The organism is Chthonomonas sp., assembly GCA_016788115.1.
Classification (GTDB): domain Bacteria; phylum Armatimonadota; class Fimbriimonadia; order Fimbriimonadales; family Fimbriimonadaceae; genus UBA2391.
Genome location: JAEURR010000006.1, coordinates 182,204 through 208,990 on the forward strand (window position 1 = coordinate 182,204; position 26,787 = coordinate 208,990).

Consider the following 26,787-nt stretch of genomic DNA (forward strand, 5'->3'; position numbering starts at 1 on the left):
CGCCGGGGCTCTTTTCCTCTTGGGAGTACACTGTGCAGACACTCTCCCCATGACCGAACGCGCCCCCTCACAAGAGCTTGAACGCCTACATAAGGTGATCGCCAATGCTGGCATTACCAGCCGTCGGAAGGCAGAGCTACTCATCCAAGAGGGCCGCGTCTCAGTTAACGGAAAAGTCGTCATGCAGATGGGAACGATGGTCGGCCCCGAGGACATGGTCTCGGTGGACGGCCTTGTGGTACCGCGCGCCTCCCGTTACGTCTACGTCATCTTGAACAAACCCAAGGGGTACGTCACCACAATGGACGATCCCCAGGGCCGCGCAGTGATCACCCAACTCCTGCCAGACCTCGGGGTCGTGCTCAAGCCCGTGGGACGCCTGGACCGCGATACGGAGGGGCTTCTGCTTTGCACGAACGACGGCCAACTCGCAAGCCGCCTCTCCCATCCGCGCTATGGCGTACAAAAAGAGTATGAGGTCAGCCTGCACGGAGAGCTGGATGCGCGCCAGCAAAAGCGTCTAGAGACGGGCGTCTTCATCGACGGGAGGAAGACCGCTCCCGCTAAGGTTGAGGTCATCTCGATCGGTGAGGGACGCTCCAGAATTCGGATGACACTGCAAGAAGGGCGCAATCGTCAGATTCGGAAGATGGGCGATGCGGTGGGCCACCCGGTCACCGCCCTACGACGCGTTCGCTACGGTCCGCTGGTGCTGAAGCGGCTGCCCGTAGGGGGGTGCCGGACCCTGGGAGTCCCCGAAGTCGCGCTCCTGCGCAAGTTGGTCGGCCTCAAGGATTAGCCGTTCCCAGGTAAAAATGGGGCCATGATCAACGAAGAACGGCTCGTCACCCTGTTCCGCGAGCTTTGCCTGATCGACGCCCCTGCGCTCCAAGAACGAGAGTCGGTCGAGTACGTCAAGCGCTACCTCACGGCCATCGGCCTAGAGGTAGAGGAAGACAACGCCGGTGCGATCATCGGCGGGAATGCCAACAACCTTATCGCCACCCTGCGCGGCAACGTCGACGGCGCACCGCGGATCTACTTGTCCGCTCACTTCGACACCGTCGAGCCGACTGCCGGACTTGAGATCGAGGAGCGCGATGGAGTCTTCTATTCAAAGTCCGACACCATTCTCGGCGCGGACGACAAAGGCGGCATGGCTCCTGCGATTGAGGCCGTCCATTGCTTGATCGAAACCGGTGCACGACACGGCGACGTCGTCTTGCTGCTGAGTTGCGCCGAGGAAATCGGACTGAAGGGTGCCGATGCCCTTAAGATCGAAGACTTGAATCTCGACTTTGGTTACGTACTCGACACTGGCCCCCCGGTCGGCAGTTTTGTCACGCGCACCGCGACGCACGATAAGCTCGACGTCACGATCACGGGCAAGCCCGCCCACGCAGGCAAAGACCCCGAGAAGGGGATCAATGCAATCCAAGTTGCAGCGAACGCGATCGATCGGATGAAACTCGGACGCATCGACCCGGAAACGACCGCAAACCTCGGGGTGATCTCGGGCGGGACGGCGACCAACGTGGTGTGCGCCTCGGTTCACATCAAGGCCGAAGCACGCAGCACGAGTGTGCCCACGTTGGATGTCCAGACAGCGCACATGATCGCGGAGTTTGAGCGCGCCGCACGCGAGGCCGGTGCGGAGGTCGAGATCAAGCACGTGCGCCACTACGACGCTTACCACGTGCCCGACGATGCTCCCGTGGTGCAGATCGCCCAGCGAGCGGCGAGAAACTTGGGATTCGAGCCTGAACTCCGGACCACGCTCGGCGGAAGCGATGCGAACATCTACAACGTCAAGGGCGTGCCGAGTATCGTTGTCGCCACTGCGATGGAGAAGATCCACACGCACGACGAGTGCATCAGCAGGCAGGGATTGATCGATACAGCGCGTCTCACGTTTGAGATCGTTTTAGAGGCAGCAAAGTAGGTCCGGCGTCCTATAGCGCGGGCACCCGTCCGTGCTATGATGCCATTAGGGTTTGATCGACCCGAGAACTTGTGGAGAATCAATTTAGGATGAACAAAGTCTTAGCATTTTCGATGACAACCGCCCTGACGGTTGGCATGATGACTGCCGCTTTTGCACAGGAAAGCAAGCCGCTCGGCCTGTCGGTCCGCGGTGGCCCCTTCTTCCCTTCCATGAAGAAGGCCAAGACCGATTCGGGCAAGCAATGGATCGGCGTCGGCGTCGAGTACAAGCTCGGTGACCTGCAGTACGGCTCCACTGGCAAGGCGTACTCCGCCAGCTACAGTATCTCCGCCGATCTGTATCAGAAGAAGAACTATCGACATGCTCCGGTCATGCTGAACTACATCGGCCGCATGCAGGACAGCATTTACTACACGGCCGGTGCCGGTGTCGGCTTCGTTCGCGAGCTGGACAATACGAACAATCGCAAGAACCACACGACGTTCAGCTACCAGATCGGTCTGGGTTACGAGTTCAGCAAGAGCCAGGTACCGCTCTTCGTTGAGGCACGCTGGATCGGTTCGAGCAAGAACTCCGTGAATGGCTGGGGTGTCTTCCTCGGCGCGCGATTCTAGTCGGCACACTCACCCACTAGAAATGCAGGCGGGCTCCCCCTTGGGGGAGCCCGTTTTCATGAGTCGGAATTCAAGAAACGCGTTAGGCAGCTCGCCTGGTTGGAGCTGGAGCTTGCTTCGAGTGCGAACTGCGAAGCTTGCCGATGGCCGCCGCCAGATTCACCGATCCGTCGGACAGTGCCTCGACCTGTTGATCAATCTGACCGATGCTTGCGGCGAGCATCTGCACCTGCGCACTCATCTCTTCTGCCGATGCACTGACTTCCTGGCTCGCGGCTGCATTCTCCTGGGTAATCGTGGCGATCTTGTTGATCGCACCGTTTACTTCGTGGATATTGTCGTCGACCACCGCAAGCTGTTCGAGATTCTCTGATGCGATCGCGTTGACCTGAGTCATTGCCGCACCAAGCGTCTCGTTCAGCTCGGAGCACGTGGATGTGCTCAGGGCGATCGCCTCCAGGCAGGCCGCTGCTTCCATGCTGACCTCGGTCGCTTCGTCCACGTCGGACAGTGTGCGGGTCATGAACTGGCTTGCCTCGTCGCTAACCGCCTGGACCGTCGAGATGAGCGTTGAAATCTCCTTCGTTGCGTTGCTGGCTCGCTCCGCAAGCTTGCGAACTTCTTCTGCGACGACCGCAAATCCTCGGCCATGCTCGCCCGCTCTTGCGGCCTCAATGGCGGCATTGAGCGCAAGCAAGTTCGTTTGATCGGCAATGGACTCGATCGTCTGCACGATGTTGCCGATCTCGTTCGAATGCTCGCTCATTTGCTCGACACGCGTAGCGGTCTCAGCAACAGTGGTTTGAACCTTGTTCATCACCTCGATACGGCTTCGGATCTTCTCCCACTGGCTTGCATTGGCACCGATCTCGACAATCTTGGTTTGAACTTCCTGGGCCGCTGCGCTCGCCTTCGTGAGGGCGATCGTTTGCTCCTTACTGCCTTCGGCGATCCGCTGGCTGCTGCGGCGGAGTTCAGTCGTTGTTTCAGCGGCGTTGTCTGCGGACGTTGCCTGAGTTTGTGCCCCCGCAGCCAAGTCAATCGTGACCTGAGCGACCTGGCCCGCGGCCGAACCGCTTTCGTCCGCGACGATTCGAATCTCTTTGCTCGTCTCGCGGAGGATATTGATGGCATTGTTCGTTTCTTGCGTGACCCGATCGACTTCTTCCACCAGCCCTTCGATGTATGCCTCAAGGATGAGGGCCTGGTCGAGGTTGAACGCCTTCTGCAGCGCGCAAAGACATGCGGTCAATTGTTTCGGCTGGAACTTGAGTTTGCCTACAAGGATCGGAAAGATGACATCGTAGTAAGTGCTCATCGCCGCGTAGAACCACGAGGGTTCGAGGCCGATGTTCGCATGGATCTTGCCAACGATCTGCCGGGACTTAAAGTACTCCTGGCCGAAGTCACCGGCAAACATCTGCGCGAAGTAGTTGGGGTTCGTCTTCTTGAGCTTCTCCACCGATGAGCCCGCGCTGGTAACGATCGCCATGGCCTCAGGGAACTTGCCTACGTGATCGTAAAACGCATCAACAATCGTGGCCATATGCGGCGTCAGAATCTTGCCGACATTACGCAGAGCCGCTTTGTCCGACTCCTCGATGCGGTTGATGATAAGCTTGTGCCGAATCTCGGCGTCCGATAAACCCGTTGACAAATGAAGATGTGACATAGACCCAGTAGTTCCCCGTTGGTGTTATTCAATTTGGAAATCAGGGGCCGTTCTTTAGAGCAGACGGAGGGGTTCTTCGACCATTTCCTCCTCGTATTGATATCGAGAAATATGATGCTTCATTTACATCATCCAGCCCTGATACAATGAGATCCACGTTAAGTACTGCTTCAGTGAAATGATTGACATACTGAAGTTGCTTCTTGCTGCACTCACCGCAACCTTCCCGGCTTTTCAGCGGCGAGTATTCTGAGGTGAACTTTTCCGTGCGACCATCGTATGTGCACAGTAACGATGGGTACGCTCGCCGGACTCGGACGATTGACTCCAATGCAAGTACAGCTCGATGCGGAATCGGAAAGAGCGCTTGTAGAGCGTTGCCGTAAGCGCGACGCCCAGGCATTTGGGAAGATCGTGGACGCCTACCAGAACCGCGTACACGGGTACGTGCGGCGGTTCGTGCGGAATGGCGAAGAGGCACTTGATGTGACCCAAGAGGTGTTCATTAAGGCGTTCCAAGCGTTCGAACGGTTTGACGGACGGAGTTCGCTAAGAACCTGGCTGTTCCGGATCGCACACAACCTGTGCATCGATCGGGCTCGTAAACTTGACCGATCGCCCTCGGAACTACACCTCGAGGACGCGGATGAGCAAGGTCACGAATACGACCTTCCTGACGAGACTTGGAACCCGGAGCATCGAATGATCCAGGGTGAGTTGGTTCAGATCGTGGAGAGTGCGATCGCGAGCATGAGCGAGAAGCTTCGTTCAGTCTTGTTGCTCCATGACGCGGAGGACATGGCGTACGAAGAGATCGCTGAGCTGATGGACCTGCCGGTCGGCACCGTGAAGAGCCGGCTATTCCTCGCCCGAAACCATATTCGTACGTACGTGGAAAATTACAGACAGGAGGGATACTAAAATGAAGAACCGCAAGACGCTGAATCAGGCAGATGAGCTGAAGCTGGACCAAAACTTGGCCAAGCTGGATGCCGTGCGGGATCTCGTTCAGGCTCTCCCCGAAGACATGCCCAGCTTGCAATGGCGCAGCGATCTAAACGCAAAGCTGGAGGCGATCGCCGCCACGCCCGCGAAGCGTTCGTTCGCATGGTGGAAGCTGGCAGCTCCGATGGGTCTCGCTGCTTCGCTGGCGACCGCGTACTTCGTCGTAGGACTCGGCGCAAAGCCCGCGACTGGCCAAGAGGCCGGTTCCATCGAAGCTTCGCTGGTCTTGGCGCACCAAGAATCGGACGCCCGATCGCAAGTATCCTACGTTTTGGATTCGGCACCCGCCGCCGCGGACAGTACCTTGGACGGTTCATCATGGGGAGTCAACGACTTAGAAGCGTTCTAACACTCGCTGCGCTCGGCGCGGTGATGGCGAACGCTCAGCCCGGACCCGGGCCAGGGCGACGTCCTCCCGGCGAAGGAAAACAGCGCCCCGACGAGTTCAGGGATCTTCCCCAGCCGGTTCGCAAGCTCCTGCAAAGCGTGGGGCGGCTGACCTACTCGGGTCAACGCGTGGTCGAGTTTAAGCTTGACGGCGAGCGGTATCGCAACATTGAGCTCCTGGTGGTGGATCGTCTTCGATCGCGAGTAGAGTTTGGAACCGACAGTTCTTGGGCGGGCCAGATCATTGTCGAATCACCCAAGGGGCGACAGCACTACTTCCCTCAGGCGAACGAAATTCGCATACTGCCACCCATGCGCGACGAATCGGTCTTGCGATTGCGCGGCATGCTCACGGACCGCAGCGGTCGGATTCGCATCAGCTTTGGCCAAGGAGGCGTCGTAGCCGGTCGGCAAACGACAGCCGTGACCGCGGCTGACCCTCAGGGGAACGTCCTGCAGAAACTGTGGATCGACAACGAGTTTGGCCTCGCTTTGAAGCGCGAAATCTTTGACCCGGTGGGATCGAGAATCGGTTACTACGAGTTCAGCAAGATCAACTTCCGGCCAAACATCCAGGAGTCAGATTTCGTGATCCGCCGAGCAGGGGCCAAGGTCGTCACCCAGTACGACATGGTGCGGAAGCTTGCGAAGAAGGAAGGGTTCGTCGCCGCGTGGATCCCGGCCAGCACGGGTGCGGAACTGGTCAACGTGCGCACCAGCCCGATGCAAGGCACCAAGGCGCTCATGCAGGCTTATGAGTACGATGGGAGACGCGTCTCGCTCTTCCAACTACGAGGAAACGTCGATCCGCGAAGAATTGAAAAATTGGGCGGAGGGCGACTGAACGTTTACCGATGGACAGCGTCAAACCTGACATTCGTGATCGTGAGCGATCTGCCGACGGAAACTCTGACGAAGTTGGCACGAACCGTGGTCACGGAATAGCCAACAAAAGAAGCAACTAAGGGTAAAGACAATTGGGCCGACAGTCAAGCAACTGTCGGCCCCTTTTTTGGTCTGACCAGGGTCAGCTCAGAATGCGTGTCGGATTCTCAAGGTATCCCTTGAGCGCGTTCATGAACTTCGCACCGATGGCACCGTCCAAAACACGGTGGTCGAAAGAACCCGTGAGGCTCATACGCAAGCGGACTTCCAGTTCGTCATCTTCGTTCACGACGACCTTCTTGCGGGCGGTGCCGACCGCCACAATGCCCGCGTTAGGCTCATTGATGATCGCACCGAAGCTATCGACGTCGAGCATGCCCATGTTCGAAATGCTAAATGTGCTTCCTGTCATCTCATCGGGCAACAGCTTCCCGTCTCGGGCCTTGGTCACGAGCTCCTTGGCACGAGCACTCAGCTGTCGCAGCGTCATGGTGTGTGCATCCTTGACGACGGGGACGAGCAGCCCCTCGCTCACCGCCGCCGCGATCCCGATGTGGATTGCGCCATAGCGGACGACCGAATCTCCCTGGAAGGTCGCGTTGACCTCAGGGACGTCGCGGAGCGCACGGACGCTGGCTGCGACCACGAAGTCGTTCACCGAGACTTTGCCACTTCCCTCTTCTTCGAATTGTGAGCGGAACTCCTGGATCTTCTCGAGGTCCACTTCGACCGTCACGTAGAAGTGCGGCACGGTCGATTTCGCGTGGGCGGTGCGGCTGGCGACAATCTGGCGAAGTCGCGAGAGGGGAATCTTCTCATCGGCGGCGGTGAAGGCGACCGCTGCGGGCGAAGCTACTGGCGCGCTTACCGGCGCGGCAATCGTGGTCCCACCCTGCTTGATGGCATTGCGCACGTCCTGCTCGACGATACGGCCACCAGGGCCGGTCCCGGCGACGGACTCGATGTTGATGCCGGCCTCCGAAGCGATCTTGCGGGCGAGCGGACTCGCCTTCACGCGCTCTGAACCACCGGGGGCGGCCACAGAAGACGAAGCTGCTTGCCCCGCAGCGACGGCGACTGGCTCGGCTTCCATGGGAGCAGATTTGCGGTCCGCGCTACCCCAGTCCTTGGGAAGCTCTTCACCGGCTTTCAGAAGGGCCGCGATCGGGACACCTACCGGGACTGTTTGGCCCGGTTTGATGAGGTATCCGGCGAGTACACCCGAGCCTGGCGACTCGAGTTCAAGCGTCGCCTTGTCGGTCTGGATTGAACCGATAACCTCCCCGCTCTTAACTTTCTCGCCTTCCTGCTTGAGCCACTCGACGAGTGTGCCCTCTTCCATCCCGTCGCCCATCTTGGGCATGATCACTTCGGTCATCGTGCTTGCATTCTCCTCTGTCTCTAGTCGAACCCAGGATACCTAGTTGGAATCCATTTGAACCTATTCACGGCGATAGCCAGGCCGGTTCGGCTGTCCACGGACGCCTCCAGGCGGCGGCGATGGCGGTGCCTCTTCTGGGGCGTCTTCGACATCTCTCGGCCCACCGATGACCTTGCGGTCGTCGAGCACGTGCGTCGGCTTGCCGGACGCGGCGAAAGCCTCTTCCCCAAGCTTGACCAGCCGCTCAAACTCGTGGCGATCCTTTGCCTTGCCTGCGCCGTCGTCGAAGGAGATCAGCCCTCGCTCGACAAGGCCCGCCAGACACTGGTCCAACGTCTGCATCTTCTGCTTTGCACCGGTCTGCAAGATCGAGCCGATTTGGTAGCTCTTGTTCTCGCGGATGAGATTGCGGACGGCGCTGTTCGCAACAAGAATCTCGTAAGCCGCAATCCGCCCGCGATTGTCGGCGCGACGTACCAACGTCTGCGAGACGACCCCGACCAGGTTCACCGAGAGTTGCATGCGGACTTGCTGTTGCTGTGCCTGGGGGAACACGTCGATGATGCGGTCGATCGTTTGCACGGCGTCCACCGTGTGGAGCGTCGCAAAGACCAAGTGGCCCGTTTCCGCTGCAGTAATGGCGAGGTGGATCGTCTCCAAGTCGCGCATCTCACCGACCAGGATTACGTCCGGGTCTTGGCGCAGAACATACTTGAGCGCATTCGCAAACGCGAGGGTGTCGGTCTCCAGCTCGCGCTGATTGATCAGCGCAACGTGGTCATCGTGAACAAACTCGATCGGGTCTTCGACCGTCACGATGTGCACCGGATCGCGGCGATTGATCCGGTCGATCATCGCCGCCAGGCTGGTGGACTTGCCCGAGCCCGCAGGTCCAGTGACCAATACCAGTCCACGCGGTCGATCGATGAAGTCAAATGTCGCGGGCGGTAGCTGGAGATCTTCCATCGTAGAGATCTCGTAGGGGATCACACGGAAGGCAGCCTGAACATGGCCTCGCTGCTGGTAGATGTTGCCACGGAATCGCGATACGCCCGGTATCTCATGCGCAAAGTCGAGTTCGAGCTGTCGGTCAAATCGAGCCAACTGCTCTGGCCGCAGCACGATTTTTAGCTCCTCGCGGAACTCCACGTCGTTAAATGACGGGTACTCGACCTCCTCCAGCTCGCCGTTTACCCGCATGTAGATCTTGCCGGTATCGGTCTTGAAGTGCATGTCCGACGCACCGCGGGCAACGCACTTTCGCAAGAGCGAGTTAATGTGTTGCATTACTTGCCTCCACAAGACCTTGGTTGACTGCACGTCGCGCAAATTCGGAAGCATTCGAACTCTTGGCCAAGGCGTGATCGAAGTCGATTCTTCCCTCCTTGACGAGTTTCAGCAAATGCCCGTCGAGGGTCTGCATTCCGTCCTCCAGGCCGGTCTGAATGTCGTGGTAAAGGGCGTGGGTCTTACCGTCCCGGATCATGGTACGGATCGACGGCGTCGCGGTCATGACCTCAAAGGCGGCGATGCGCCCCTTTCCGTCGAGCGTGGGCAGCAGCGTTTGGCTCACTACAGCGACGAGCGTTACGCTGAGCTGGGTCCGGATCTGTGCCTGCTGGGACGGCGGGAAGACGTCGACGATACGGTCGATGGTCTGCGCCGCGTCCACGGTATGGACCGTACTGAAGACAAGGTGACCGGTTTCCGCTGCCGTGATCGCGAGTTGGATGGTCTCCAGGTCACGCATTTCACCCACGAGGATGACGTCCGGATTCTGCCGCATTACGTGCTTGAGCGCATCGGCGAAGCTATGGGTATCGGTACCCAACTCGCGTTGGTTGATGACGCTCTCCCGGTCTTGGTGCACGTACTCGATGGGGTCCTCGATGGTCATGATGTGCGTGCGGCGGTTGATGTTGATGTGGTGAATCATTGCCGCCAAACTGGTTGACTTGCCGCTCCCGGTCGGCCCGGTGACGAGCACTAGCCCGCGGGGTAGCAAGCTGATCTTCTTGGTGACGGGGGGCAGTCCCAGTTCATCAATCGTGCGGATTTTGAACGGGATCACACGGAAAACCGCCCCGATGTGGCCGCGCTGCCAGAACATGTTCACGCGGAACCGCGACAATCCCGGCACGAAGTAAGAGAGGTCGACTTCCTTGAAGGTGTCGAGCCGCTCCCGTTTCTCGGGCGTGAGGATGCTGAGCAGAAGCTTGTGGGTGGTCGCATCGTCCAACGCGGGATGTTCTGTTCGTACCAGGTCCCCGCGAATGCGCATGAGCGGAGGGTTGTTGGCTTTCAGATGCAGATCGCTGGCATCCGCGGCAACCAGTTCGCGAAGAAGATTATCAATCAGCTCGGCCATGATTTGTGGCCCTAGTCTACAACTATTCCAGCCGCTGCGCGAGCAGTTCAGACAAGGAAAAGGTGGGGCGAGCAACTCGCCCCACCTAACATGATCGATTAGCGTCGGAGCAGCTGCTTCAGCTCGGAGACGATGCCCGAGTGATTTAGCGCCACATCTTCGGCAATCACGCCAGCCTTGACGTACCGAGCCAGCGACTGATTCATGGTCTGCATGCCCCAGAATGCACCCTCGTTCATCATGTGATAGAGGTCTCCGAAGTGGCCGTCCTCGATCGCCTTCTGTACCGTCGGGGTGACGATCAGGATTTCGTTCACGACGACGCGGCCCGGGCCATCGCATCGTGGCACGAGCTTTTGCGCGACGATCGCCTTGAGCGAATTCGCCAGGCGCTGGCAGAGGTGCGCCTTTTCATGGGGCGGGAACATGTTTATGATTCGGTCCAGCGTCTCGTAGGCGCTGGCCGTGTGGACGGTCGAAAAAACGAGGTGCCCCGTTTCGCCCGCTTGCATGGCGACGTTCATTGTCGTCGTGTCGCGCATTTCACCGATGAGGATGACGTCGGGAGCTTCGCGGACCACGGCACGCAGAGCGGGTTGGAAGTCCAAGGTGTCGATGCCAACTTCTCGATGCGAGACGTAAGCGCTCTTGTCCAGGTGGACAATTTCCAGCGGGTCTTCGACGGTGACGATGTGGCACTGTCGGCTCTGATTGATGATGTCGATGAGCGCCGCCAGGGTCGTCGTCTTACCGGAACCGGTAGGTCCCGTCACGAGGACCAGCCCTTGTCGATGTTTGGTGGTTTCGCCCAGCACCGGGGGCAGACCCAATTGGTCGAGGCTGCGAATCTCAAGCGGGATGATGCGGCAAACGAGTGCGGTCGAGCCGCGCTGACGATAGACGTTGGTTCGAACGCGGCACAAATCGCCGACCTGGAAGGCAAGGTCCATTTCGTAGTGGTCTTCGAAATTCTGGCGCTGGCGCGGGGTCATCAGAGACGCCGCCAGCCGATCGGTGGTCGCATCGTCCAAAACTGGCCATTCGCCCGGAAGCGGCTTGACCAGGGAGAACTGCTTCATCATCGGTGGTCGATTGGCTTTGACGAAGACGTCCGACGCCCCCTGTTCATAGCCAACCTGAATCAGTTGGGGCATGGTGATTGCAGCTAGTTCCGTCATGGGTAGGTTCGATTCCTCTCCGGCCCCGCACTAACGTTTGGGAGCCGAACTTTTGCCCGATCCGAGCACGAGGAAGTATACCAAACACCCTGCCGCGACCGACGCTACCGCTAAGAGGGCGATGATGCTGAGAGAAGTTCGGTTGTCTGTCGATTTTGGGGCAGCTTGGGCCTTAGCTTTGACTGTCGCCTCGTCCGGAATTGCGTACTTGTCAGCGCTCTGTGTAAGAAAACGTACTCGGTATTCAACGCCAAGAGGGTTGGCCACCGGCACGCCTCGCAAGGTGACATCTTCGCTCACGAAGGATCGTAGGGTCCTCGCGGTGGGCTGCACTCCCTCGAAATTTACAATAATCCCCTCCAGGGCATGTTCATTCTGAACTCCGGCGAGTGCCTTCGCGAGCGCGCCGATGCGGTAGACCCCGACCGTGGGATCCATAAGTCCATTGGTCGCAAACCGTGCCTTTAGGAACCCGGCGGCCGGGTTCTTTGGATTCGAATTGTAGACGTATAGCCCGCGGGTGGGGACACCTGTATACTGGCCGACCATCAGGCTCTGCTGTTGCAACAGTCGAGGAGGATAGGTGGGACTGAGCATGGTGATCTCGACCAACTCAGACCGAGTATCGGGATAGTGTTGGACGACGACCATTGCCCCCGGTTTGAAGCCCATGACAATGGACTCAAGCGCTGCCTCGGGGTTCGCCGCTTGGGAAGCCGAATCCTGCGCATGCCCTACCTGGAGCAAAAGAAGGCCGAACAGAATCGCTTGAAAGTACCGTCTCACCGCTATGGCCAGTGTGGAGCGGGGTGCATGTGTACGTCAAGCCCCCTAGAAACACCTGGACACTGAACCCTTTGGGCACGGCATACGTTAAGAGCAGGGTAAGCGGTGCACGTTGGACCTACACGGGGCTACACGAACCGGCTATACTATCGGCCCACGGCCAAATACAAACACGCCTTCGGTAATCGCATGGAACATAACGAAATTCAACAGCAATTCGCAGCACCTCTCTTGCTCACGCCAGAGGGCTACGCGAAGCTGCAAGGGGAGCTTGATCACCTCATGACAGTCAAGCGTCCGGAGATTGCGGAACGGCTCCGCGATAGCAAGCAGCACGGCGAATTCAGTGAGGATAATTCCGAGCTGGACGAGGTGAAGTTTGAGCAGGCGATTGTCGAGAACCGAATCGGTGAGCTCAAGTCGATCTTCGCAGAAGCCCAGGTGCTGGACGTGAACGATGTCGATACCGACTTTGCATCGGTTGGAGCGTGGATCACGGTCGCCGACAAAGATCGTGGTATTCAATTCGATGTGCGTATGGTCAGCAGCGTGGAAGCGAATCCTGACGAAGACCTGATCAGCAACGAGTCCCCCATGGGGATGGCGCTTTACGGTCGTAAGGTCGGCGATGATGTCGTGTTTGATGCACCGTCCGGCAAACTCAAGTATCGCATTGAGAAGATTCGCAAGTAATCCGGTCGAGCGACGGCACTGACAAACCGATACAATGACCGTGTCCAGCTCTTGGAGCCACTGCGGATGATGAAACGGTCTTACTCAGCCCTCCTCCCCTTGTCGGCGTGCGCCGTCTGCCTCGCCCTACTCACGCTCGGTTGCGGAGGTGGCGGTTCAGGCACCGGATCCTCAGGAGGTTCGACAAGCGGGGGGTCATGCTCGCCGACATCGTACTTGCCGAACTATGTTTCCGATATCTCCGGCGGAGATTCGCTGTTTCGTTGGACCACCTTCCCGGTGCGCTTCTTCCAGATCGACGCAGGGACTTGGTCGGCAAAAGAATCCGCCGCCTGGACGACCGCCGTCAACGCTTGGGAAGCGAGATCGGGCAACCAAATCACATTCTTGGCATCGGTCGCCTCGGCTGGTGCGAACATCACGATTGAGTACAAGCCCGTGAGCTTCATCTCAGGTGATGCCGTCGGGGTCACGACCATTGGCTATGTGGGTGCAACCCTCGTCTCCGCAAAGATTGAGGTGGCGACTCTGGACTCGGGGGGCAATGCGCGAAACCAGACCGACTTGACTAAGATCGTCATGCACGAACTCGGTCATGCGATCGGCATTGGCGGACACAGTTCGCTTTCGACCGACCTCATGTACCCCTTCGTGGTCGCCTCGACGCCGACGACACCGACCGTCCGCGACTGGAACACAGTGCAGACCGCTTACTGCGGCTCATTCAGTCGACTCAGCGGTCGCAGCTCGGTCCTTGGCCCAGTCGAAACTCGCGTCATCGCGTGCCCTGCGCATTAGCAACGGTCCTCACAAACAAGAAATGGGGGACATCGGTCGATGTCCCCCATTTCGTTGTTGAGGCTTACGCTGCGCTCTTGGCGAGCTTGGCGAAGTTATCCTTGTCTACCGCCCGGATCATGCACTCATCGTAGGTGCAGATGCCGCGCTTGTACATGTACGCAAGCGACGAGTCGAGCGTGACCATGCCGTGCTGGCGACCCGTTTCGATGATGGAGTACATCTGGTGGGTCTTGCCCTCACGGATGAGGTTTCGCACGGCGGGAATCCCGAGCATGATCTCATGGGCCGCGATACGTCCGCCGCCAATCTTGGGCAGCAGTTGCTGCGAGATGACGCCTTCCAGCGTGTTCCCTAGTAGCACGCGAATCTGGCCCTGCTGGTCGCTCGGAAAGACGTCGATGATACGGTCAATGGTCGCAGGGGCGTTGCGAGTGTGCAACGTTCCAAAGACCAAGTGACCCGTTTCGGCCAGCGTCAACGCCGCTTCAATGGTTTCAAGGTCGCGAAGTTCACCCACGAGGATGATGTCGGGGTCTTCACGAAGCACTGCGCGCAGGGCGTTGTGGAACGAGTACGTGTCCGCGTGCAACTCACGCTGGTTGACCATACACTTCTTGTGCATGTGCAGGTACTCGATAGGATCTTCGATGGTCATGATATGACCGGCTCGATGATCGTTCAAGTCGTCCAACATCGTCGCGATGGTCGTGGACTTACCGGAACCGGTCGGTCCGGTCACGAGGATGAGGCCCGATGACCGCTTACACATGTCGCGGATCGCGTCCGGGAGGCCCAGGTCGGCAAAGCTCGGAATCTTCGTCGGGATCGAACGGATGGCACTCGCAACGACGCCGCGCTGCATGTACACGTTCACACGGAATCGACCGGCGTCGCGTACCGAGTGGCTGAAGTCGAGTTCGTGCGTAGATTCAAACTTCTGCAAGTTGTCGTCGGTGAGGATTTCTGTCAGCAGTCGACGTGTATCGACCGGCTTCAAGATCTTCCACGGGAGCGGGACCATCTCGCCGTCCAGACGGATCATCGGCGGCAAGCCCACGGTGAAGTGGATATCCGATGCGCGGCGCTCGACTGCCATGCGCAAGATGTCGTCCAGATGGACCCCATCGAGCGGAGCCGCGTTCTCCGGCTCATTCACGAGCACTCGACTGGACTCGTCGTACAGTTCGTACTTGGTCGCGCCCACTTCCGACGCAGTGTTGATAGACTGAATCCGGCGGTTGTCCGCCGTAATCTCCGCATCGAGGCTGCCGCCGACCGGCGAACCTGCGACCACGGAGAATGATTGCAGTCGCGTCGCTGGCGGAGGTTTTGGCAATTCGATTGCGGTTTCGGGTTCCGCTTCGTAAGGGGTCGCTTCCGCGGGTGGGGCCTTCGGAGGCTCTTCGTGCCAGGCAGCAACAGGAGCAGCCTCGAACACGGGCGGGGGCAACACCTGCACGGATTCAACTTCCGTCACCGGCAGTTCTTCCGCATACGTCGGGGCTTCCGCTGCGACTTCGTAAGCAACGGGCGGGGCCTCGGCGTACTCCACGGGGGCAGACTGCTCGTAGACCGGTGGGGCCTCCACGACCGGGGGCTCGGAATAGCCGAAAGACTCTTCGGTCATAGGTGCCTCCGCAACCGGCTCCGCTGACGCGGTCGGGGCGGGTGCAGCCATCTCGGCTGCAGACACTTCCTGGTTCACGGCGTTCGACGATTTATCTGGAACTTGGCTCAAGAGTGCCTCCCAAGTTTCGCCCGCTTGGGGCGCAGGCGCGGACTCGGGCGGCTCGGTGCCGTCCGGCTGCGACTGAATGACCTTTTCCCAATCAAACTTCCCTGACATGTTTGCTCCTACAGTAGTGCTCTGCTACGACTACCCCGCTCGGTTCGCCGCGGCAATCGCGGCAATGCCGGAATCCACCCACTGCTCTAAGTTATCGGCAATATTGAGGCTCTCCACCGCCCAATCTGGAAAAAGCGAGCGCATATCGACGTCGGCGGGCTTGCCCGCGGTGGCCAACCCGGCGATGCAATGGGCCACTGCAACGCAGGCACGGACGCTTGGCCCGAAGTCCGGCGCTGTCGGTTCGGAGTACTCAACTCCGTGGAGTAGATCGGTCGGCAGCCCCCACTGGCCGCAGACACCGACGGTCACCTCCACGTGACTACATCCGAACAAGTGCTTCTCCACCGCAAAATCGGGAATGCCTTGAGCGATCCCAGTCTCGACCAAGTTGTACTGCTCCGAATTTGACCGATCCAGGATGGTCTTGCCGATCAGGTGCAGCAGCCCGGCGGTGTAGGCCTCCTCAGGCGGTAGCGAGGCATAGTGACCGGCAATCCACCGTCCACAGTTCGCCGTGTCAAGCGAGTGACGCCACCACGTTCGACGCCGCATCGACTCGCGGTCGGTCTTGCCGACAAAGAGGTCGAAGACGCCCGCGTTCATCGCGATTTGGCGCACAGTCTTGAATCCGAGAAACTGGACGGCGTCCTTGATCGAGGTGATCCGGCGCGGGAGAGCGAAGTACGCCGAGTTTGCCATCGAGAGGACCTTGGCGCTGAAACCAGGGTCGATGATGATGTTTCGCTCGAGCTCGTTTGCGGAGGTGTCCGTGCTCGAGGTGCCTTCCATGATCTTGAAAACCACCTGGGGCAATACGGCAACGTCTTTCACCCCTGCGAGAATCGTCTCGAGGGGAGCAGCGGTTGAATCGTTCGGTAATGCGGACACTTTTGTAACTTTCTCCCTTTGGTCAATCTCTTAGGCGTAGATCACGCGTAGAACCTCGTCCACGGTGGTCACACCCATCAGAATCTTCTGGACTGCATCGTCTTGCAACGACCTCATGCCGTTCTCTTCCGCGGATTTGCGGACCACGTGCGAAGGCGAGCGATGCAGGATTGCATCGCGAATCGGATCGTTGATCTCCATGAGTTCGTGCACGCCCGTTCGGCCCTTGTATCCAGTGCCGTTGCACTTGTCGCAACCCGCACCCTTGAACAACGTGATTTCTCCCTGTGTCTCGCCTGCGACCTCTTCCGGCAACGGGAAGCCGTAACGCAGCAAGCTCTCGCGCGAGGCGGAGTAGCTGGTCTTGCAATTCGCGCAGATCTGGCGGACCAGACGCTGAGCCAATACACCGACGATGGAGCTTGAGATGAGGAACGGCTCGACCTCCATGTCAATCAATCGCGTGGGGGCGCTTGGAGCGTCGTTCGTGTGGAGTGTGCTCAAGACCAAGTGGCCCGTCAAGGCCGCTTCCATGGCGATGGTCGCGGTTTCGGGGTCGCGCATTTCACCGACCATGATGATGTCGGGGTCTTGGCGGAGCATCGAGCGAAGTCCGGCCGCGAAGGTCATTCCAGCGCGCACATTCACGGCGCACTGGTTGATACCCGCCAGTTCGTACTCGACCGGATCTTCGATCGTGATGATGTTCGTCTCGCCGGTCGCGATTTTGTTCAGCAGCGAGTAAAGCGTGGTGGACTTACCCGAGCCGGTTGGGCCGGTGACGAGGATGATGCCGTAACTTCGGCTCGACATGTCTTCGAGCAGATGCAGGTTGTGGGGCAAGAAACCCAGCTTGTTCAGACCGACGTTTATGCCGCCCTTGTCGAGAACGCGCATCACGATCTTCTCGCCAAAGATGAGCGGCAACGTGGAAACCCGGAAGTCAAAGTCTCGGCCGTCGATGGTCGCGCTGACACGGTTGTCTTGGGGGACTCGCTTCTCTGCGATGTCCATATTCGACATGATCTTGAAGCGGGACGTGAGCGGGGCGATGACCTTCTTGGGCAGTTCCATCACGTCCATCATCACGCCGTCGATCCGGTAGCGGATAAGCATCGACTCTTTGCGCGGCTCCATGTGGATGTCACTGGCTTTGTCGCGCACCGCCTGCTGAACGATGAGGTTTGCCAAGCGAATGATGGGGCCGTCTTCGCCCAAGGCGGCAAGTTCCGCCTCCGACATCTCGTCTTCTTTGAGATCGTTGATCTCGACGTTCCCGTCGAAGTCGCGAATGACGCTGCTGACTTGGTCGTTGACCGCGCTGTCGGATTTGTAGAGCGCATTGAGTGCCGCGTCGAGGTCTTCTTCGACGGCGATGAGGGGCTCGATCTCGAACCCGGTATTCATACGCATCTCGTCGATGGCGAAGATGTCGAGCGGGTTCGCCATCGCGACCAGCAGCTTGTTGCCCTGCGCAAACAGCGGGATCGCCTTGAACCGCTTGGCGATCTGGGGGGTCAGCAGTCCGATTGCATCGGGGTGCGGCATCTTCTGGGCGATGTCCACAAACGGGATGCCCCAGACTTTGCCCAGGCATTTGACTCGATCACGCTCGGCGATCATGCCCAGGCTGACAAGGATGCTGGCAATAGGGTCGGTGCCGCCGAGCTCACGTTGCTTCTCGAGTGCAACGTGTAGTTGATCGTCGGAGATCAAACCCTCCTGAATAAAGAAATCGCCGGTCAGCATTTGGCCCTGGTCTTTCCTTCCAGTTTTCGGTCGAAATGAGCCAGATACTTATGCTGGGAAGCCGGTATTTCTTCGCGCGGATCAGTCGTTCGTCGCGGAGGCGCGACGCGCGATCAAAACCGCGACGCGCCCGGCAGGGGTTTCCACGGCGCTGACCGAGGCTAAGATGCGAATCTCCGACCCGTCGGCACGGAGCGCGGCGAGTCCGGCATGGTCGCCCATCTCGACGCGTCCACCCGCGGCAAAGAACTGCTCACGGAGCATGCGATGTCGCTCGTGCAGACTCGCGGGGATGAACCTGCCAACCCGCGTCCCACGAAAGTCATCCAGCGTACACCCGAAGAGGTCTGCGGCCCGCGCGTTCGCCTCGATGATGCACCCGTCTTGATCCACGAATAGAACCGCCTCTGGGGCCATCTCGACCAGGGAGCGAATGGTCGCGAGCGCGTCTTCTAGAGTGGTCTCACGAGTTCGATACGCTTCGATCTCCTCGACCAACGCGGCGTTCTCTGCCCTTAACGTCGTAAGCTTGGCATCCGCGTTTGCCGAGACCCAATTGGCGACCAACTCGGGGCGTGACAGCGGGCCCATCTTGATACGGATACGGCCCCAGTAAGTTGCCACCGTGGCCAGACTGATTCCAAGCTGAATGGAGATCGCCTGATCCGTCAGGCCGCTGGCCGCCATCTCAATGAGCTGGCTTTCCCGCTCGGATAGATTGGGGGAGCGGGACCTCAAGTGCCACCGCCCAGGTCGTCGATTTGGATGACACTGTTACACGGGCAACTCATTGACGACTTGTCCACAGTCCGTAAGTATGGCACCCTTCAGATCGAAGGCAATGACCGCCCAGCTTCTAAGCCGAATCGAGTTGGTTCTGACCACAAGTCTTCATGCGGTCTTCCCTCCTCTCTGTGCAGGACTGGGGCTTGTTCTCGTGGTTCTGGAAGTCATCTGGCTGCGCACGGGTAACGAAACCTACCGACGCATCGCCCACTTCTGGATCCGATTGCTCGCCACGTTCCTCGTCGTAACCTTGGTAAGCGAGTTTGCACTCGGGACCGGATTGCGCGCGCACGGGGTGTCGATAAGCGACCTCCTCCTCAATCATCGGGGCCCTCTGTTTGTGCTTTCAGGGGCCCTATTCTTTTTTCTTGCCTGCTTCAGCATCGCATTTTTGATCCTGCGATGGGGTCGATGCCGCGCACGCTTCCATGCTGCGTGCACACTGACACTCTTCATCGCCCTCCACGGCTTCGCTGTGTGGACCACGATGGTGACCCAGAGGTTGACCTCCTCCCTCGGGGCACTCTCGAATCCACCCGAAGCTGCCCCCAGAATTGTCCAAGCAGTTCTGGGGGGTTGGAATGGAGCCGCATGCCTGTTCGTTTGCGTGACGGCGATTCAATGTCTCGCGCGCGTGCACCGGGGCACCACGCCCTGCGCCTTGCTCGCTGGACTCCTTCTGCTGGTCGCCACGTCGAGCCTACAACTGGCCGTTTGGCCGTGGCTCAATGCCCATTGGGTGGGCGCAGCAATCTCGGCGACCATCTTGCTTGGAGCGGTCGTTTCTGTGCGAAGTTGGGCTCAGCGGCGACTTGCCACTGACCGGTCCTGTATGCAATTGCTTACGCTTCCGCTAGTGCTTCAGATGGCCGCGAGCATCAGCCTGGCTCATAGCGAGAGCTTCGCACATATCCTGAACTCGCTCAGACCAAACGCAACGATGAATTGGCTCGTTCTCTTGGTGTGCATTGCGTTCACTGTGGCGGCGATTCCTCTGTTGTGGAGAGCCTGCACTCATGTTCTGGCCGGGCCAGAACCCGCGGCCTGGCCCGAGTACTCTCCTCCACACGCCGCTTGATCGTCCGGCACCGGCACACTGAAAGGTGCCAAAATCCTCTCAAGATGAGTTTTCGAGAAGGGCTGAGCTTCGACGACATTTTGCTCGTACCGCGTCGCACCGAAGTGATGCCGAATCAGGTGGACCTCTCGACCCAGTTCCTACCCGGCATCCACCTGAATACGCCCATCGTCAGCGCCCCCATGGACACGGTGACCGAGGCGCGGATGGCCATTTCGATCGCCCGTGAAGGCGGTGTCGGGGTTATCCACCGAAACATGACGATTGATCGTCAGGCCTCGGAAGTGGATCGAGTCAAGCGGAGTGAGAGCGGGGTCATTACGAATCCGATCATGCTCACTCCGGACAAGCTCATTCAGGATGCAATTGACCTGATGGAGCGATTTCACATCAGCGGGGTGCCCATCGTCGACAACACGGGCAAGCTCCTCGGTATCTTGACCAACCGCGACATCCGATTTGAGACCGACTACAAGAAGCTCGTGAGCGAGCGGATGACCAGCAAAAACCTGGTGACCGGTCGTACCGGGACGACGCTGATCCAGGCCCAGGCGATCCTCGCCGAGCATCGCATCGAGAAGCTCCCCATCGTGGACGATTCGGGCAAGCTGACAGGACTCATCACGATCAAGGACATCTTGAAGGTGATCCAGCATCCGAATAGCACCAAGGATTCGCTCGGTCGCTTGGCGGTCGGCGCAGCAATCGGTGCCCTGCGCGACCCGTACGAACGGGCCAAGGCACTGCAGGAAGCAGGCGTCGACTTTGTCGTGATTGACGCGGCCCATGGTCACTCGGCGGGCGTGATGAACTGCCTGAAGATGCTCAAGGAGAAGCTGCCCGACCTGAAGGTCATCGCGGGCAACGTCGCCACCCGAGAGGGCGTGCGCGAGCTCGCCAAGATCGGAGCGGACGGTCTGCGAATCGGGATCGGAGCAGGTTCGATTTGTACCACTCGCGTGGTCGCGGGCGTGGGTGTCCCCCAGTTCACTGCCGTGTACGAGTGCGCGATGCAAGCCCAAGAAATCGGTATCCCCACCATCGCTGACGGTGGAGTGCGCAGTTCAGGCGACATCGTGAAGTGTCTGGCCGCTGGCGCAAGCTGCGTGATGATGGGCAACATGTTTGCAGGATGCGACGAATCGCCGGGTGAGACCGAGATTTACCGCAACCGCGCCTACAAGGTGTATCGCGGCATGGGCAGCATCGGCGCAATGAAGCAAGGCTCTAGCGATCGATACTTCCAAGTCAAGGAGGCGGGCGGCACCCTCGTTCCAGAAGGGGTGGAAGGACGCGTCCCCTTCAAGGGCGGGCTGGCCGAGACGGTCGCCCAGCTCATCGGCGGGCTGCGATCGGGCCTTGGCTACGTCGGGGCTGGCTCGCTCGCCGAGCTGCGAGAGTGTGCTGAGTTCATGCGCATAACCGGCGCTGGGCTGCGCGAGAGCCATCCGCACGACGTGTGGATCACCAAGGAACCACCGAACTACTCGTCGCCCTACGCGGGGACCGATAGCGACTAGCTTTTTGTTTCATTACTTGTCATTGCTGAGCTTCAATTTTAGGAGAGAAAATCATGAATCGTGTCTTAACAAGCGGCTTTGCCGCGCTCATCGCCGCCTGCGCCTCGGCAGTAACACTCTATGATAACGGCCCCTTTGTGACGCGGCCTGGAGCGGGACCGAGTGGCTCGGACATCAGCGAGTGGACCGTCTTCACCACGTCCGCCGGGCCCGTCGCCTCGAACATCGGGTGCAACCTGAGCTCGTTCCGCGTGATCGAGGACTTCACGGTACCGAGCGGGCAGCAATGGAAGCTTACGGAATTTGCTTCGTTCGCCTTCCGAACGACTACGTCCACTGTCTTCCCACCGGTCTCTTCCTTCTCCGCCATGCACATCGCAATTCATACCGCGGACCCACGTTTGGGGGGCGGACCCGCGCACGGTGACTTCGCAACAAACCGCTATGCGAGCTCGAAGTGGACCGGCGCATTCCGCACCTCACCCGGTGACGTCACCACCAGGCAACGCCCGATCATGGAAGTCTTGGGTGATGCAAGCTGGGCCCCGGTCCTTAGTTCTGGGCGCTATTGGGTTGAATTCGCGCTTCAGACCACTTCAGCATCGAGCGCAGTGTTTGCGGTGGGTGTGTCGCCTGTCCCGAGCGGCGGCGATGCGCTGCAGCGACAGATCAGCAATGGACAACTCTTCGAGTGGGCACCGGTCACGACAGCGTTTCAGTTGCGCGGTACCGTGGTGCCCGAGCCGATGGCGGGGGCTGGGCTCGCGCTCGGCTTAGCCGCACTCTATTTGCGCAGACGGAAGAGAAAATCCTATAGTTTGGCCGACTAACGTTAGGCGGCCAAACTAGCTATCCACCTAGATGCGATAGATGTCCCGATACTTTTTGTTCAGGGCTTCCACGTAGTCATCGGCCTGCATCGGCTTGCCGGTGACCCGCATGACAAGCTCCTTGGGCGCATACTTGCGGCCCTGCGAGTACACGTGCTCTTGCAGCCATCGCAAGATCGGCCCAAACTCACCCTTCTCGATCAGTTCGTCGGTGTTCGGGATATCTTGTTGCAGGGTATTCCAGATCTGGTAGCTCAGCAGGTTCCCCATCGAGTAGGTCGGGAAGTAGCCGATGCTCCCCATGGACCAATGGACGTCCTGCAGACACCCCTTCGAGTCGCTCGGGACATCGACTCCCAAGTACTCTTTGTACTTCGCGTTCCACGCGGCCGGAAGGTCCTTGACCGCCAGCGTGCCGTTGAGCATGTCGCATTCAAGCTCGAACCGCACCATCACGTGCAGGTTGTACGTCACTTCGTCGGCTTCCACACGGATGAGCGAGGGCTGCACCTTGTTGACGAGGCGATAGAACTCGTCCAGATAGATGGCCGCGAGGCTGGGAAACTCTGCGTGCAACTCATGGAGATATCGCTTCCAGAACGGCTTGCTTCGACCCACGATGTTCTCCCACAATCTGCTTTGGGATTCGTGAATTCCCAGTGAAACGCCGCCCGCCAGCGGCGTCAGGTCCCACGCCTTGGGGGATCCCTGCTCGTACATGCCGTGACCAGCTTCGTGCAAGCTACTGAAGATGCTGCTGCACACGTGGTCTTGGAACCGGGTGGTGAGGCGGATGTCGCCAATCGACCAACCCGTGCAGAACGGGTGAGGTGCCGTATCTTGGCGGCCGCGCGTGAAGTCAAATCCAATGTCTTTGACCATCATTTCGGTCAGTCGCTTTTGCCGTGCGATGTCCCACTCGCCACAGAGCAAGTGGTCATCGACCGCGACTCCGTGGGTCGTGATGTCGCGCACAAGGCCAACGGTATTCTCCTTGAGCGTGGCAAACATGCGGCGGCAATCATCGGCCGTCGCACCCTCTTCGTACTGATCCAGCAGCGCATCGTACGGCTCGTGTTCGTACCCCAAGTGGTTGGCTTCCTCGCGGACGATATCGAGCAATTGCTCAAGGAATGGGGCAAACGAAACAAAGTCATTGTTGGCGCGTGCGCGCACCCAAATCTCGTGGCCCTCGGCGGCCAGTTTTGACTTCTTGGCGACCAGCGCGCTGGGGATCTTCGTGGCGAGGTCGAAGTCGCGCTTAACCACACGGGCGAGCGCCGCGTCATCCGAACCGGGAGCAACTTCGCCTGCGGAGCGCTCTAGCCAGCTGCCAACCTCGTCTGCCGTTAGCAGTTCGTGGGCCAATCGGCTAAGCTGGCTTACGTGCTGGGCTCGCGCTTCTGCGCCCCCTTCCGGCATGAAAGTCTGCTGGTCCCAGTCCATGATCGCAACGGCCGCGTGCAGTGCATTGACGTCTGCAAGGCGGGCTTTCAAGCGTGTCAGATTCTCGCTCATTCTTCAAGCTTACCAAGGTGCTGGTCGTTGCTTCCGAAAGCTTCGCCGCTGTTCCGGCTCTCTTATTGCGGCGTATGGGTCAAAGCATGCTTTCCCCCTTGCAGATAGCACTATTGCAAGGGACAATAGAAATGGAGGGGACTTAATGAAGTCATTACTTGTTTTTAGTATTGTCCTAGCGGGAGGAGTGTCTCAAGCACAGTTCAAAGTGGTCGGTGCCACTGGGGACTTCACGCAAGGTGGTGCACCGATCTCGGTTGGCGACGAACTCGACCAAAGTGCGAGGCTTTACGCGGCCGACGGGACCAGCAGTTTCAATCTTTCGAATCGGACGATCGCCGAGGATTACGCGTCTTTTAGTCGCTCAATCGTCGGGTTCAAGTCCAACCACCTCGCGGCGGGCGAGTCCGGCGATACGCTGGATATCCAGATGCCCAGCGACCGGATGGGCGGTATGTCCACCGCTTCGGACGGCGAGGTTCGACTGTTCTCGATGACCAGCGACAACTACGTCGGGCAGAACAAGCCCTTCTCATTCCAGTCGCAGATCACGACGACCGGTTCGGCCGCGGGCGAGGTGTTGATGGAATCCCTCGGGCTCGGAGGAGGCTCGCCCTATAGTCACCAGGTTGCATCTGGGGGGTTTTCCATCACGAACCTGGATAACGGCTCTTGGGACCTCGACCCGGCTGTGGGCAAGGTGCTGATTGACCGCGCTGCGACCCCCACGGTCACTCTGGACTACACGCTCCCACAGTACTCGGTGCAACGCACCGGTCTGAACCTGTTTGGCCAGGACCGCGCGAACCCATTCTACGATCGGTACTTTGGGGGCATCTTGTACTTCCTGAGCACAGCCACGGATTTCCGTGGGGTTGGCTGGCAAGACTTCAATGCGAACCAGGAGTTTGCTCCCGGGGACATGAGCAGCAAAACGCTGCCAGGTGCATCCGGCTCGCTCGTGTTCAACTTTGCGCCAATGCTTGGCACGTACACCATGTCCGGCGGCAGCCTGATTTGGGACTGGATGGGAGACGATGCGGGATTCCCGGCAACGCTCTATCCTGCGACGGGCACTTTCATCAATCCCACCGCACTCGAAGTGCGCGTGGTGCCGGAGCCCAATGCGCTCCTGCCTCTGATCGTCGGCTTGGGTGCCTTGGCGTTGCGTAGAAAGCGACGCTGAGCTTAGCCCCACCAACTCCCCTGGCCGCTTGCCAGGGGAGTTTTTCATTTTGGGTAGCCTCGCGGGTATGGACGCTAAACCGATCGCTCTCAAACGACTCAACGGAGCAAAGAGCATTGTCGCCGCCGACATTGAGGCGCTTCCCGAGGAAGCCCTCACCCGAAAGTTTGGGGATGCGACCCGCACCGTGGCCGACATCGTCTTTGAGCTGAACCTGGTGAACGACCACATCGCTCGGGCAGTCCGAGGCGAGCAGCAGCCACCATGGCCCGAAGGTGGGTGGATCACTGCTCCGGCAGAGTTCAGTTCCAAGGAGTCTATCTTGGGTGCGTTTGTCGAGAAGATGGATGTCCTGATCGCGCTTGCCGAGGGAATGGATGAGGCCGACTTCGCCACCGTCGTGGAGACCGAGATGGGGTCGTCAACCAAGTTCGAGCAGTTCATCTTTGCCTCGATGCACAACTGGTACCACAGCGGCCAGTTCAACTACATCCAGACGCTGCTCGGCGATTCCGATTGGCACTGGTAAGCGATCCGCCGCCTGGGTATAATTGTCTCTCCGCCGTGCCCAGGTGGCGAAATTGGTAGACGCGCTAGTTTCAGGTACTAGTTCTCGCAAGGGAGTGATGGTTCGAGTCCATTCCTGGGCACCAGAGGCGTCCCCGCGCCAAGCGGCTGAACATCCGAGACCTCGATCCGTCTAGGCTCGCATGATCCCTCTAGCACTCACCCTCCTTGCTTCCGCGCCCAGTGCGCAACCCAACTACGAAGCCGCGTGGGAGTACGCCTCGAAGTTCCGTTCCCAGGCGGTACTCGTCATGGTGGACGGCAAGGTGGCCTTTGAGCGCTACGCCAACGGCGGTGGAAAGGATGAAATCCAGGCGATGGCGAGTGGGTCCAAGAGCTTCTGCGGCGTGGTCGCCGCCGCAGCTGCGACCGATGGACTGATCCGGTACGACGAGCGGGTGGCGGACACCTTCTCAGAATGGAAGCGAGATGCCCGCAAGTCCCGCATCACGGTACGGCAGTTACTATCCCTCAGCAGCGGTATGCCGGTCGGTTCGCGTGGGCGAGAAGGCGGCGAACGCGACGGGTGGGAGACCGCCAAGGGGCTGAAGCCGGTTTTCGAGCCCGGTGCTCAGTTCGCGTACGGTCCGAACTCCTTCAACATTTTTGGGGCGCTCATGGAGGCCAAGCTCAAAGGCGAGAAGTGGGAGGCGTACTTGGATCGGCGCATCAACAAGCCGCTTGGAATCAAAGTGCTGTATCGCGGGAAATGCGCTGACGGCAATCCGCAGCTCGCTGGAGGCGGTTGGATCACCGCCCGGGACTGGCTCACGTTCGGGGAGTTCGTGCGACAAGAGGGTCGGTGGAATGGGAAGCAGCTGATCGACGCCGGGTTAATGAAGGAGCTATACCAACCCACCAAGTCCAATCCTGCCTACGGCATGAGCTGGTGGCTCGGCCAAGATGGAGAGCTGGAAATGATGTCGGGCCGTTCGCGTGCGGCGGCCGAAGGTTTTCGCATGGCTGCTGGCGCGGGCAAGCAACGCTGCTACATCGTCCCGTCCGCCAAGATGGTCATCGTCCGAATGGGTAAGGTGTCTTTGGGAGGCCAAGGCTGGAGCGACCAAGAGTTTCTTGAGACCCTGGTTCCCCACTAGGAAG

Annotated in this window: 25 protein-coding genes and 1 tRNA gene; 15 read left to right on the forward strand and 11 right to left on the reverse strand. The window is 59.3% G+C overall.

The features are described 5' to 3' along the window. Window positions 1-49: 49 nt before the first annotated feature. From JNM85_05960 to JNM85_05970, 3 genes are all read left to right on the forward strand, one after another. Window positions 50-799, forward strand: coding sequence for an rRNA pseudouridine synthase (locus tag JNM85_05960; protein MBL8087601.1), 750 nt, complete (start codon window positions 50-52; stop codon window positions 797-799). Between the two features lie 24 nt (window positions 800-823). Beyond that, on the forward strand, window positions 824-1,942 hold the full coding sequence (locus JNM85_05965; protein MBL8087602.1) for a M20/M25/M40 family metallo-hydrolase: 1,119 nt from the start codon (window positions 824-826) through the stop codon (window positions 1,940-1,942). A gap of 89 nt (window positions 1,943-2,031) precedes the next feature. Next, the gene (locus tag JNM85_05970) at window positions 2,032-2,559 is read left to right on the forward strand and encodes an outer membrane beta-barrel protein (protein ID MBL8087603.1); all 528 of its coding nucleotides are present in this window, start codon (window positions 2,032-2,034) and stop codon (window positions 2,557-2,559) included. A gap of 82 nt (window positions 2,560-2,641) precedes the next feature. Here the strand turns inward: JNM85_05970 and JNM85_05975 are convergent, their stop codons facing one another. After that, complete coding sequence (locus JNM85_05975; protein ID MBL8087604.1) at window positions 2,642-4,231, reverse strand: globin-coupled sensor protein; 1,590 nt, start codon at window positions 4,229-4,231, stop codon at window positions 2,642-2,644. Window positions 4,232-4,561: 330 nt separating this feature from the next. Here JNM85_05975 and JNM85_05980 point away from each other — a divergent pair, with 330 nt between their 5' ends. Genes JNM85_05980 through JNM85_05990 form a run of 3 tightly spaced genes read left to right on the forward strand, consistent with a single transcriptional unit; the run spans window position 4,562 to window position 6,568 of the window. Then, a complete protein-coding gene (locus JNM85_05980) occupies window positions 4,562-5,152 on the forward strand; it encodes a sigma-70 family RNA polymerase sigma factor (protein ID MBL8087605.1) in 591 nt (196 codons plus the stop codon). Window position 5,153: 1 nt separating this feature from the next. Next, the gene (locus JNM85_05985) at window positions 5,154-5,585 is read left to right on the forward strand and encodes a hypothetical protein (GenBank protein ID MBL8087606.1); all 432 of its coding nucleotides are present in this window, start codon (window positions 5,154-5,156) and stop codon (window positions 5,583-5,585) included. Continuing rightward, the gene (locus tag JNM85_05990; GenBank protein ID MBL8087607.1) at window positions 5,555-6,568 is read left to right on the forward strand and encodes a hypothetical protein; all 1,014 of its coding nucleotides are present in this window, start codon (window positions 5,555-5,557) and stop codon (window positions 6,566-6,568) included. Before JNM85_05985 ends, JNM85_05990 begins: the two co-directional genes overlap by 31 nt. Window positions 6,569-6,650: 82 nt before the next feature. On the opposite strand, the gene JNM85_05995 is transcribed toward JNM85_05990, so the two are convergent. From JNM85_05995 to JNM85_06015, 5 genes are all read right to left on the reverse strand, one after another. Further along, window positions 6,651-7,886 (reverse strand): 2-oxo acid dehydrogenase subunit E2, encoded by a 1,236-nt coding sequence (locus tag JNM85_05995; protein ID MBL8087608.1) that lies wholly within the window; start codon window positions 7,884-7,886, stop codon window positions 6,651-6,653. A 63-nt stretch (window positions 7,887-7,949) separates the two neighbouring features. Further along, window positions 7,950-9,176: a type IV pilus twitching motility protein PilT gene (locus JNM85_06000; GenBank protein ID MBL8087609.1), complete on the reverse strand. Its 1,227-nt coding sequence runs from the start codon at window positions 9,174-9,176 to the stop codon at window positions 7,950-7,952. After that, complete coding sequence (locus JNM85_06005; GenBank protein ID MBL8087610.1) at window positions 9,163-10,257, reverse strand: type IV pilus twitching motility protein PilT; 1,095 nt, start codon at window positions 10,255-10,257, stop codon at window positions 9,163-9,165. The genes JNM85_06000 and JNM85_06005 overlap by 14 nt, the downstream gene beginning before the upstream one ends. Window positions 10,258-10,355: 98 nt before the next feature. Then, window positions 10,356-11,435, reverse strand: a complete 1,080-nt coding sequence (locus tag JNM85_06010) for a PilT/PilU family type 4a pilus ATPase (GenBank protein MBL8087611.1) — start codon at window positions 11,433-11,435, stop codon at window positions 10,356-10,358. A gap of 30 nt (window positions 11,436-11,465) precedes the next feature. Beyond that, the gene (locus JNM85_06015) at window positions 11,466-12,221 is read right to left on the reverse strand and encodes a hypothetical protein (protein MBL8087612.1); all 756 of its coding nucleotides are present in this window, start codon (window positions 12,219-12,221) and stop codon (window positions 11,466-11,468) included. 189 nt (window positions 12,222-12,410) lie between these two features. On the opposite strand from JNM85_06015, the gene JNM85_06020 reads away from it, so the two are divergent. Further along, window positions 12,411-12,914, forward strand: a complete 504-nt coding sequence (locus JNM85_06020; protein ID MBL8087613.1) for a transcription elongation factor GreA — start codon at window positions 12,411-12,413, stop codon at window positions 12,912-12,914. Window positions 12,915-12,980: 66 nt separating this feature from the next. After that, window positions 12,981-13,712 carry a matrixin family metalloprotease gene (locus JNM85_06025; GenBank protein MBL8087614.1) on the forward strand — a complete coding sequence of 244 codons (732 nt, stop codon included), beginning with the start codon at window positions 12,981-12,983 and terminating at the stop codon, window positions 13,710-13,712. Between the two features lie 64 nt (window positions 13,713-13,776). Here the strand turns inward: JNM85_06025 and JNM85_06030 are convergent, their stop codons facing one another. The 4 genes from JNM85_06030 to JNM85_06045 form a co-directional block, all read right to left on the reverse strand. After that, window positions 13,777-15,342 (reverse strand): PilT/PilU family type 4a pilus ATPase, encoded by a 1,566-nt coding sequence (locus tag JNM85_06030; protein MBL8087615.1) that lies wholly within the window; start codon window positions 15,340-15,342, stop codon window positions 13,777-13,779. Between the two features lie 249 nt (window positions 15,343-15,591). Beyond that, window positions 15,592-16,452, reverse strand: coding sequence for an HDOD domain-containing protein (locus JNM85_06035; GenBank protein MBL8087616.1), 861 nt, complete (start codon window positions 16,450-16,452; stop codon window positions 15,592-15,594). Window positions 16,453-16,482: 30 nt separating this feature from the next. Beyond that, a complete protein-coding gene (gene tadA / locus JNM85_06040) occupies window positions 16,483-18,201 on the reverse strand; it encodes a Flp pilus assembly complex ATPase component TadA (GenBank protein ID MBL8087617.1) in 1,719 nt (572 codons plus the stop codon). An 81-nt stretch (window positions 18,202-18,282) separates the two neighbouring features. Beyond that, window positions 18,283-18,939: a PAS domain S-box protein gene (locus JNM85_06045; protein ID MBL8087618.1), complete on the reverse strand. Its 657-nt coding sequence runs from the start codon at window positions 18,937-18,939 to the stop codon at window positions 18,283-18,285. 103 nt (window positions 18,940-19,042) lie between these two features. Between JNM85_06045 and JNM85_06050 the strand changes: the two genes are divergently transcribed. The 3 genes from JNM85_06050 to JNM85_06060 are packed head-to-tail and all read left to right on the forward strand — an operon-like array spanning window position 19,043 to window position 22,415. After that, the gene (locus JNM85_06050; GenBank protein ID MBL8087619.1) at window positions 19,043-20,065 is read left to right on the forward strand and encodes a cytochrome ubiquinol oxidase subunit I; all 1,023 of its coding nucleotides are present in this window, start codon (window positions 19,043-19,045) and stop codon (window positions 20,063-20,065) included. 44 nt (window positions 20,066-20,109) lie between these two features. Further along, on the forward strand, window positions 20,110-21,585 hold the full coding sequence (gene guaB / locus JNM85_06055) for an IMP dehydrogenase (GenBank protein ID MBL8087620.1): 1,476 nt from the start codon (window positions 20,110-20,112) through the stop codon (window positions 21,583-21,585). Between the two features lie 53 nt (window positions 21,586-21,638). Further along, window positions 21,639-22,415 (forward strand): PEP-CTERM sorting domain-containing protein, encoded by a 777-nt coding sequence (locus JNM85_06060; protein ID MBL8087621.1) that lies wholly within the window; start codon window positions 21,639-21,641, stop codon window positions 22,413-22,415. 27 nt (window positions 22,416-22,442) lie between these two features. Here the strand turns inward: JNM85_06060 and JNM85_06065 are convergent, their stop codons facing one another. After that, complete coding sequence (locus JNM85_06065; protein ID MBL8087622.1) at window positions 22,443-23,933, reverse strand: carboxypeptidase M32; 1,491 nt, start codon at window positions 23,931-23,933, stop codon at window positions 22,443-22,445. Window positions 23,934-24,078: 145 nt separating this feature from the next. On the opposite strand from JNM85_06065, the gene JNM85_06070 reads away from it, so the two are divergent. From JNM85_06070 to JNM85_06085, 4 genes are all read left to right on the forward strand, one after another. Further along, window positions 24,079-25,119, forward strand: coding sequence for a PTPA-CTERM sorting domain-containing protein (locus tag JNM85_06070; GenBank protein MBL8087623.1), 1,041 nt, complete (start codon window positions 24,079-24,081; stop codon window positions 25,117-25,119). A 67-nt stretch (window positions 25,120-25,186) separates the two neighbouring features. Next, complete coding sequence (locus tag JNM85_06075) at window positions 25,187-25,648, forward strand: DinB family protein (protein MBL8087624.1); 462 nt, start codon at window positions 25,187-25,189, stop codon at window positions 25,646-25,648. A gap of 37 nt (window positions 25,649-25,685) precedes the next feature. Continuing rightward, window positions 25,686-25,772, forward strand: a tRNA-Leu gene (locus JNM85_06080). A 57-nt stretch (window positions 25,773-25,829) separates the two neighbouring features. Next, a complete protein-coding gene (locus tag JNM85_06085) occupies window positions 25,830-26,783 on the forward strand; it encodes a beta-lactamase family protein (GenBank protein ID MBL8087625.1) in 954 nt (317 codons plus the stop codon). Window positions 26,784-26,787: the final 4 nt, after the last annotated feature.

Excerpts from the sequence above, each read along its gene's own strand:
- JNM85_05960 (MBL8087601.1), top strand. The coding sequence starts at position 50 with ATGACCGAACGCGCCCCCTCACAAGAGCTTGAACGCCTACATAAGGTG.
- JNM85_05965 (MBL8087602.1), top strand. The coding sequence starts at position 824 with ATGATCAACGAAGAACGGCTCGTCACCCTGTTCCGCGAGCTTTGCCTG.
- JNM85_05970 (MBL8087603.1), top strand. The coding sequence starts at position 2,032 with ATGAACAAAGTCTTAGCATTTTCGATGACAACCGCCCTGACGGTTGGC.
- JNM85_05975 (MBL8087604.1), bottom strand. The coding sequence starts at position 4,231 with ATGTCACATCTTCATTTGTCAACGGGTTTATCGGACGCCGAGATTCGG.
- JNM85_05980 (MBL8087605.1), top strand. The coding sequence starts at position 4,562 with ATGCAAGTACAGCTCGATGCGGAATCGGAAAGAGCGCTTGTAGAGCGT.
- JNM85_05985 (MBL8087606.1), top strand. The coding sequence starts at position 5,154 with ATGAAGAACCGCAAGACGCTGAATCAGGCAGATGAGCTGAAGCTGGAC.
- JNM85_05990 (MBL8087607.1), top strand. The coding sequence starts at position 5,555 with ATGGGGAGTCAACGACTTAGAAGCGTTCTAACACTCGCTGCGCTCGGC.
- JNM85_05995 (MBL8087608.1), bottom strand. The coding sequence starts at position 7,886 with ATGACCGAAGTGATCATGCCCAAGATGGGCGACGGGATGGAAGAGGGC.
- JNM85_06000 (MBL8087609.1), bottom strand. The coding sequence starts at position 9,176 with ATGCAACACATTAACTCGCTCTTGCGAAAGTGCGTTGCCCGCGGTGCG.
- JNM85_06005 (MBL8087610.1), bottom strand. The coding sequence starts at position 10,257 with ATGGCCGAGCTGATTGATAATCTTCTTCGCGAACTGGTTGCCGCGGAT.
- JNM85_06010 (MBL8087611.1), bottom strand. The coding sequence starts at position 11,435 with ATGACGGAACTAGCTGCAATCACCATGCCCCAACTGATTCAGGTTGGC.
- JNM85_06020 (MBL8087613.1), top strand. The coding sequence starts at position 12,411 with ATGGAACATAACGAAATTCAACAGCAATTCGCAGCACCTCTCTTGCTC.
- JNM85_06025 (MBL8087614.1), top strand. The coding sequence starts at position 12,981 with ATGATGAAACGGTCTTACTCAGCCCTCCTCCCCTTGTCGGCGTGCGCC.
- JNM85_06030 (MBL8087615.1), bottom strand. The coding sequence starts at position 15,342 with ATGACCGAAGAGTCTTTCGGCTATTCCGAGCCCCCGGTCGTGGAGGCC.
- tadA (MBL8087617.1), bottom strand. The coding sequence starts at position 18,201 with ATGCTGACCGGCGATTTCTTTATTCAGGAGGGTTTGATCTCCGACGAT.
- JNM85_06050 (MBL8087619.1), top strand. The coding sequence starts at position 19,043 with ATGACCGCCCAGCTTCTAAGCCGAATCGAGTTGGTTCTGACCACAAGT.
- guaB (MBL8087620.1), top strand. The coding sequence starts at position 20,110 with ATGAGTTTTCGAGAAGGGCTGAGCTTCGACGACATTTTGCTCGTACCG.
- JNM85_06060 (MBL8087621.1), top strand. The coding sequence starts at position 21,639 with ATGAATCGTGTCTTAACAAGCGGCTTTGCCGCGCTCATCGCCGCCTGC.
- JNM85_06065 (MBL8087622.1), bottom strand. The coding sequence starts at position 23,933 with ATGAGCGAGAATCTGACACGCTTGAAAGCCCGCCTTGCAGACGTCAAT.
- JNM85_06070 (MBL8087623.1), top strand. The coding sequence starts at position 24,079 with ATGAAGTCATTACTTGTTTTTAGTATTGTCCTAGCGGGAGGAGTGTCT.
- JNM85_06075 (MBL8087624.1), top strand. The coding sequence starts at position 25,187 with ATGGACGCTAAACCGATCGCTCTCAAACGACTCAACGGAGCAAAGAGC.
- JNM85_06085 (MBL8087625.1), top strand. The coding sequence starts at position 25,830 with ATGATCCCTCTAGCACTCACCCTCCTTGCTTCCGCGCCCAGTGCGCAA.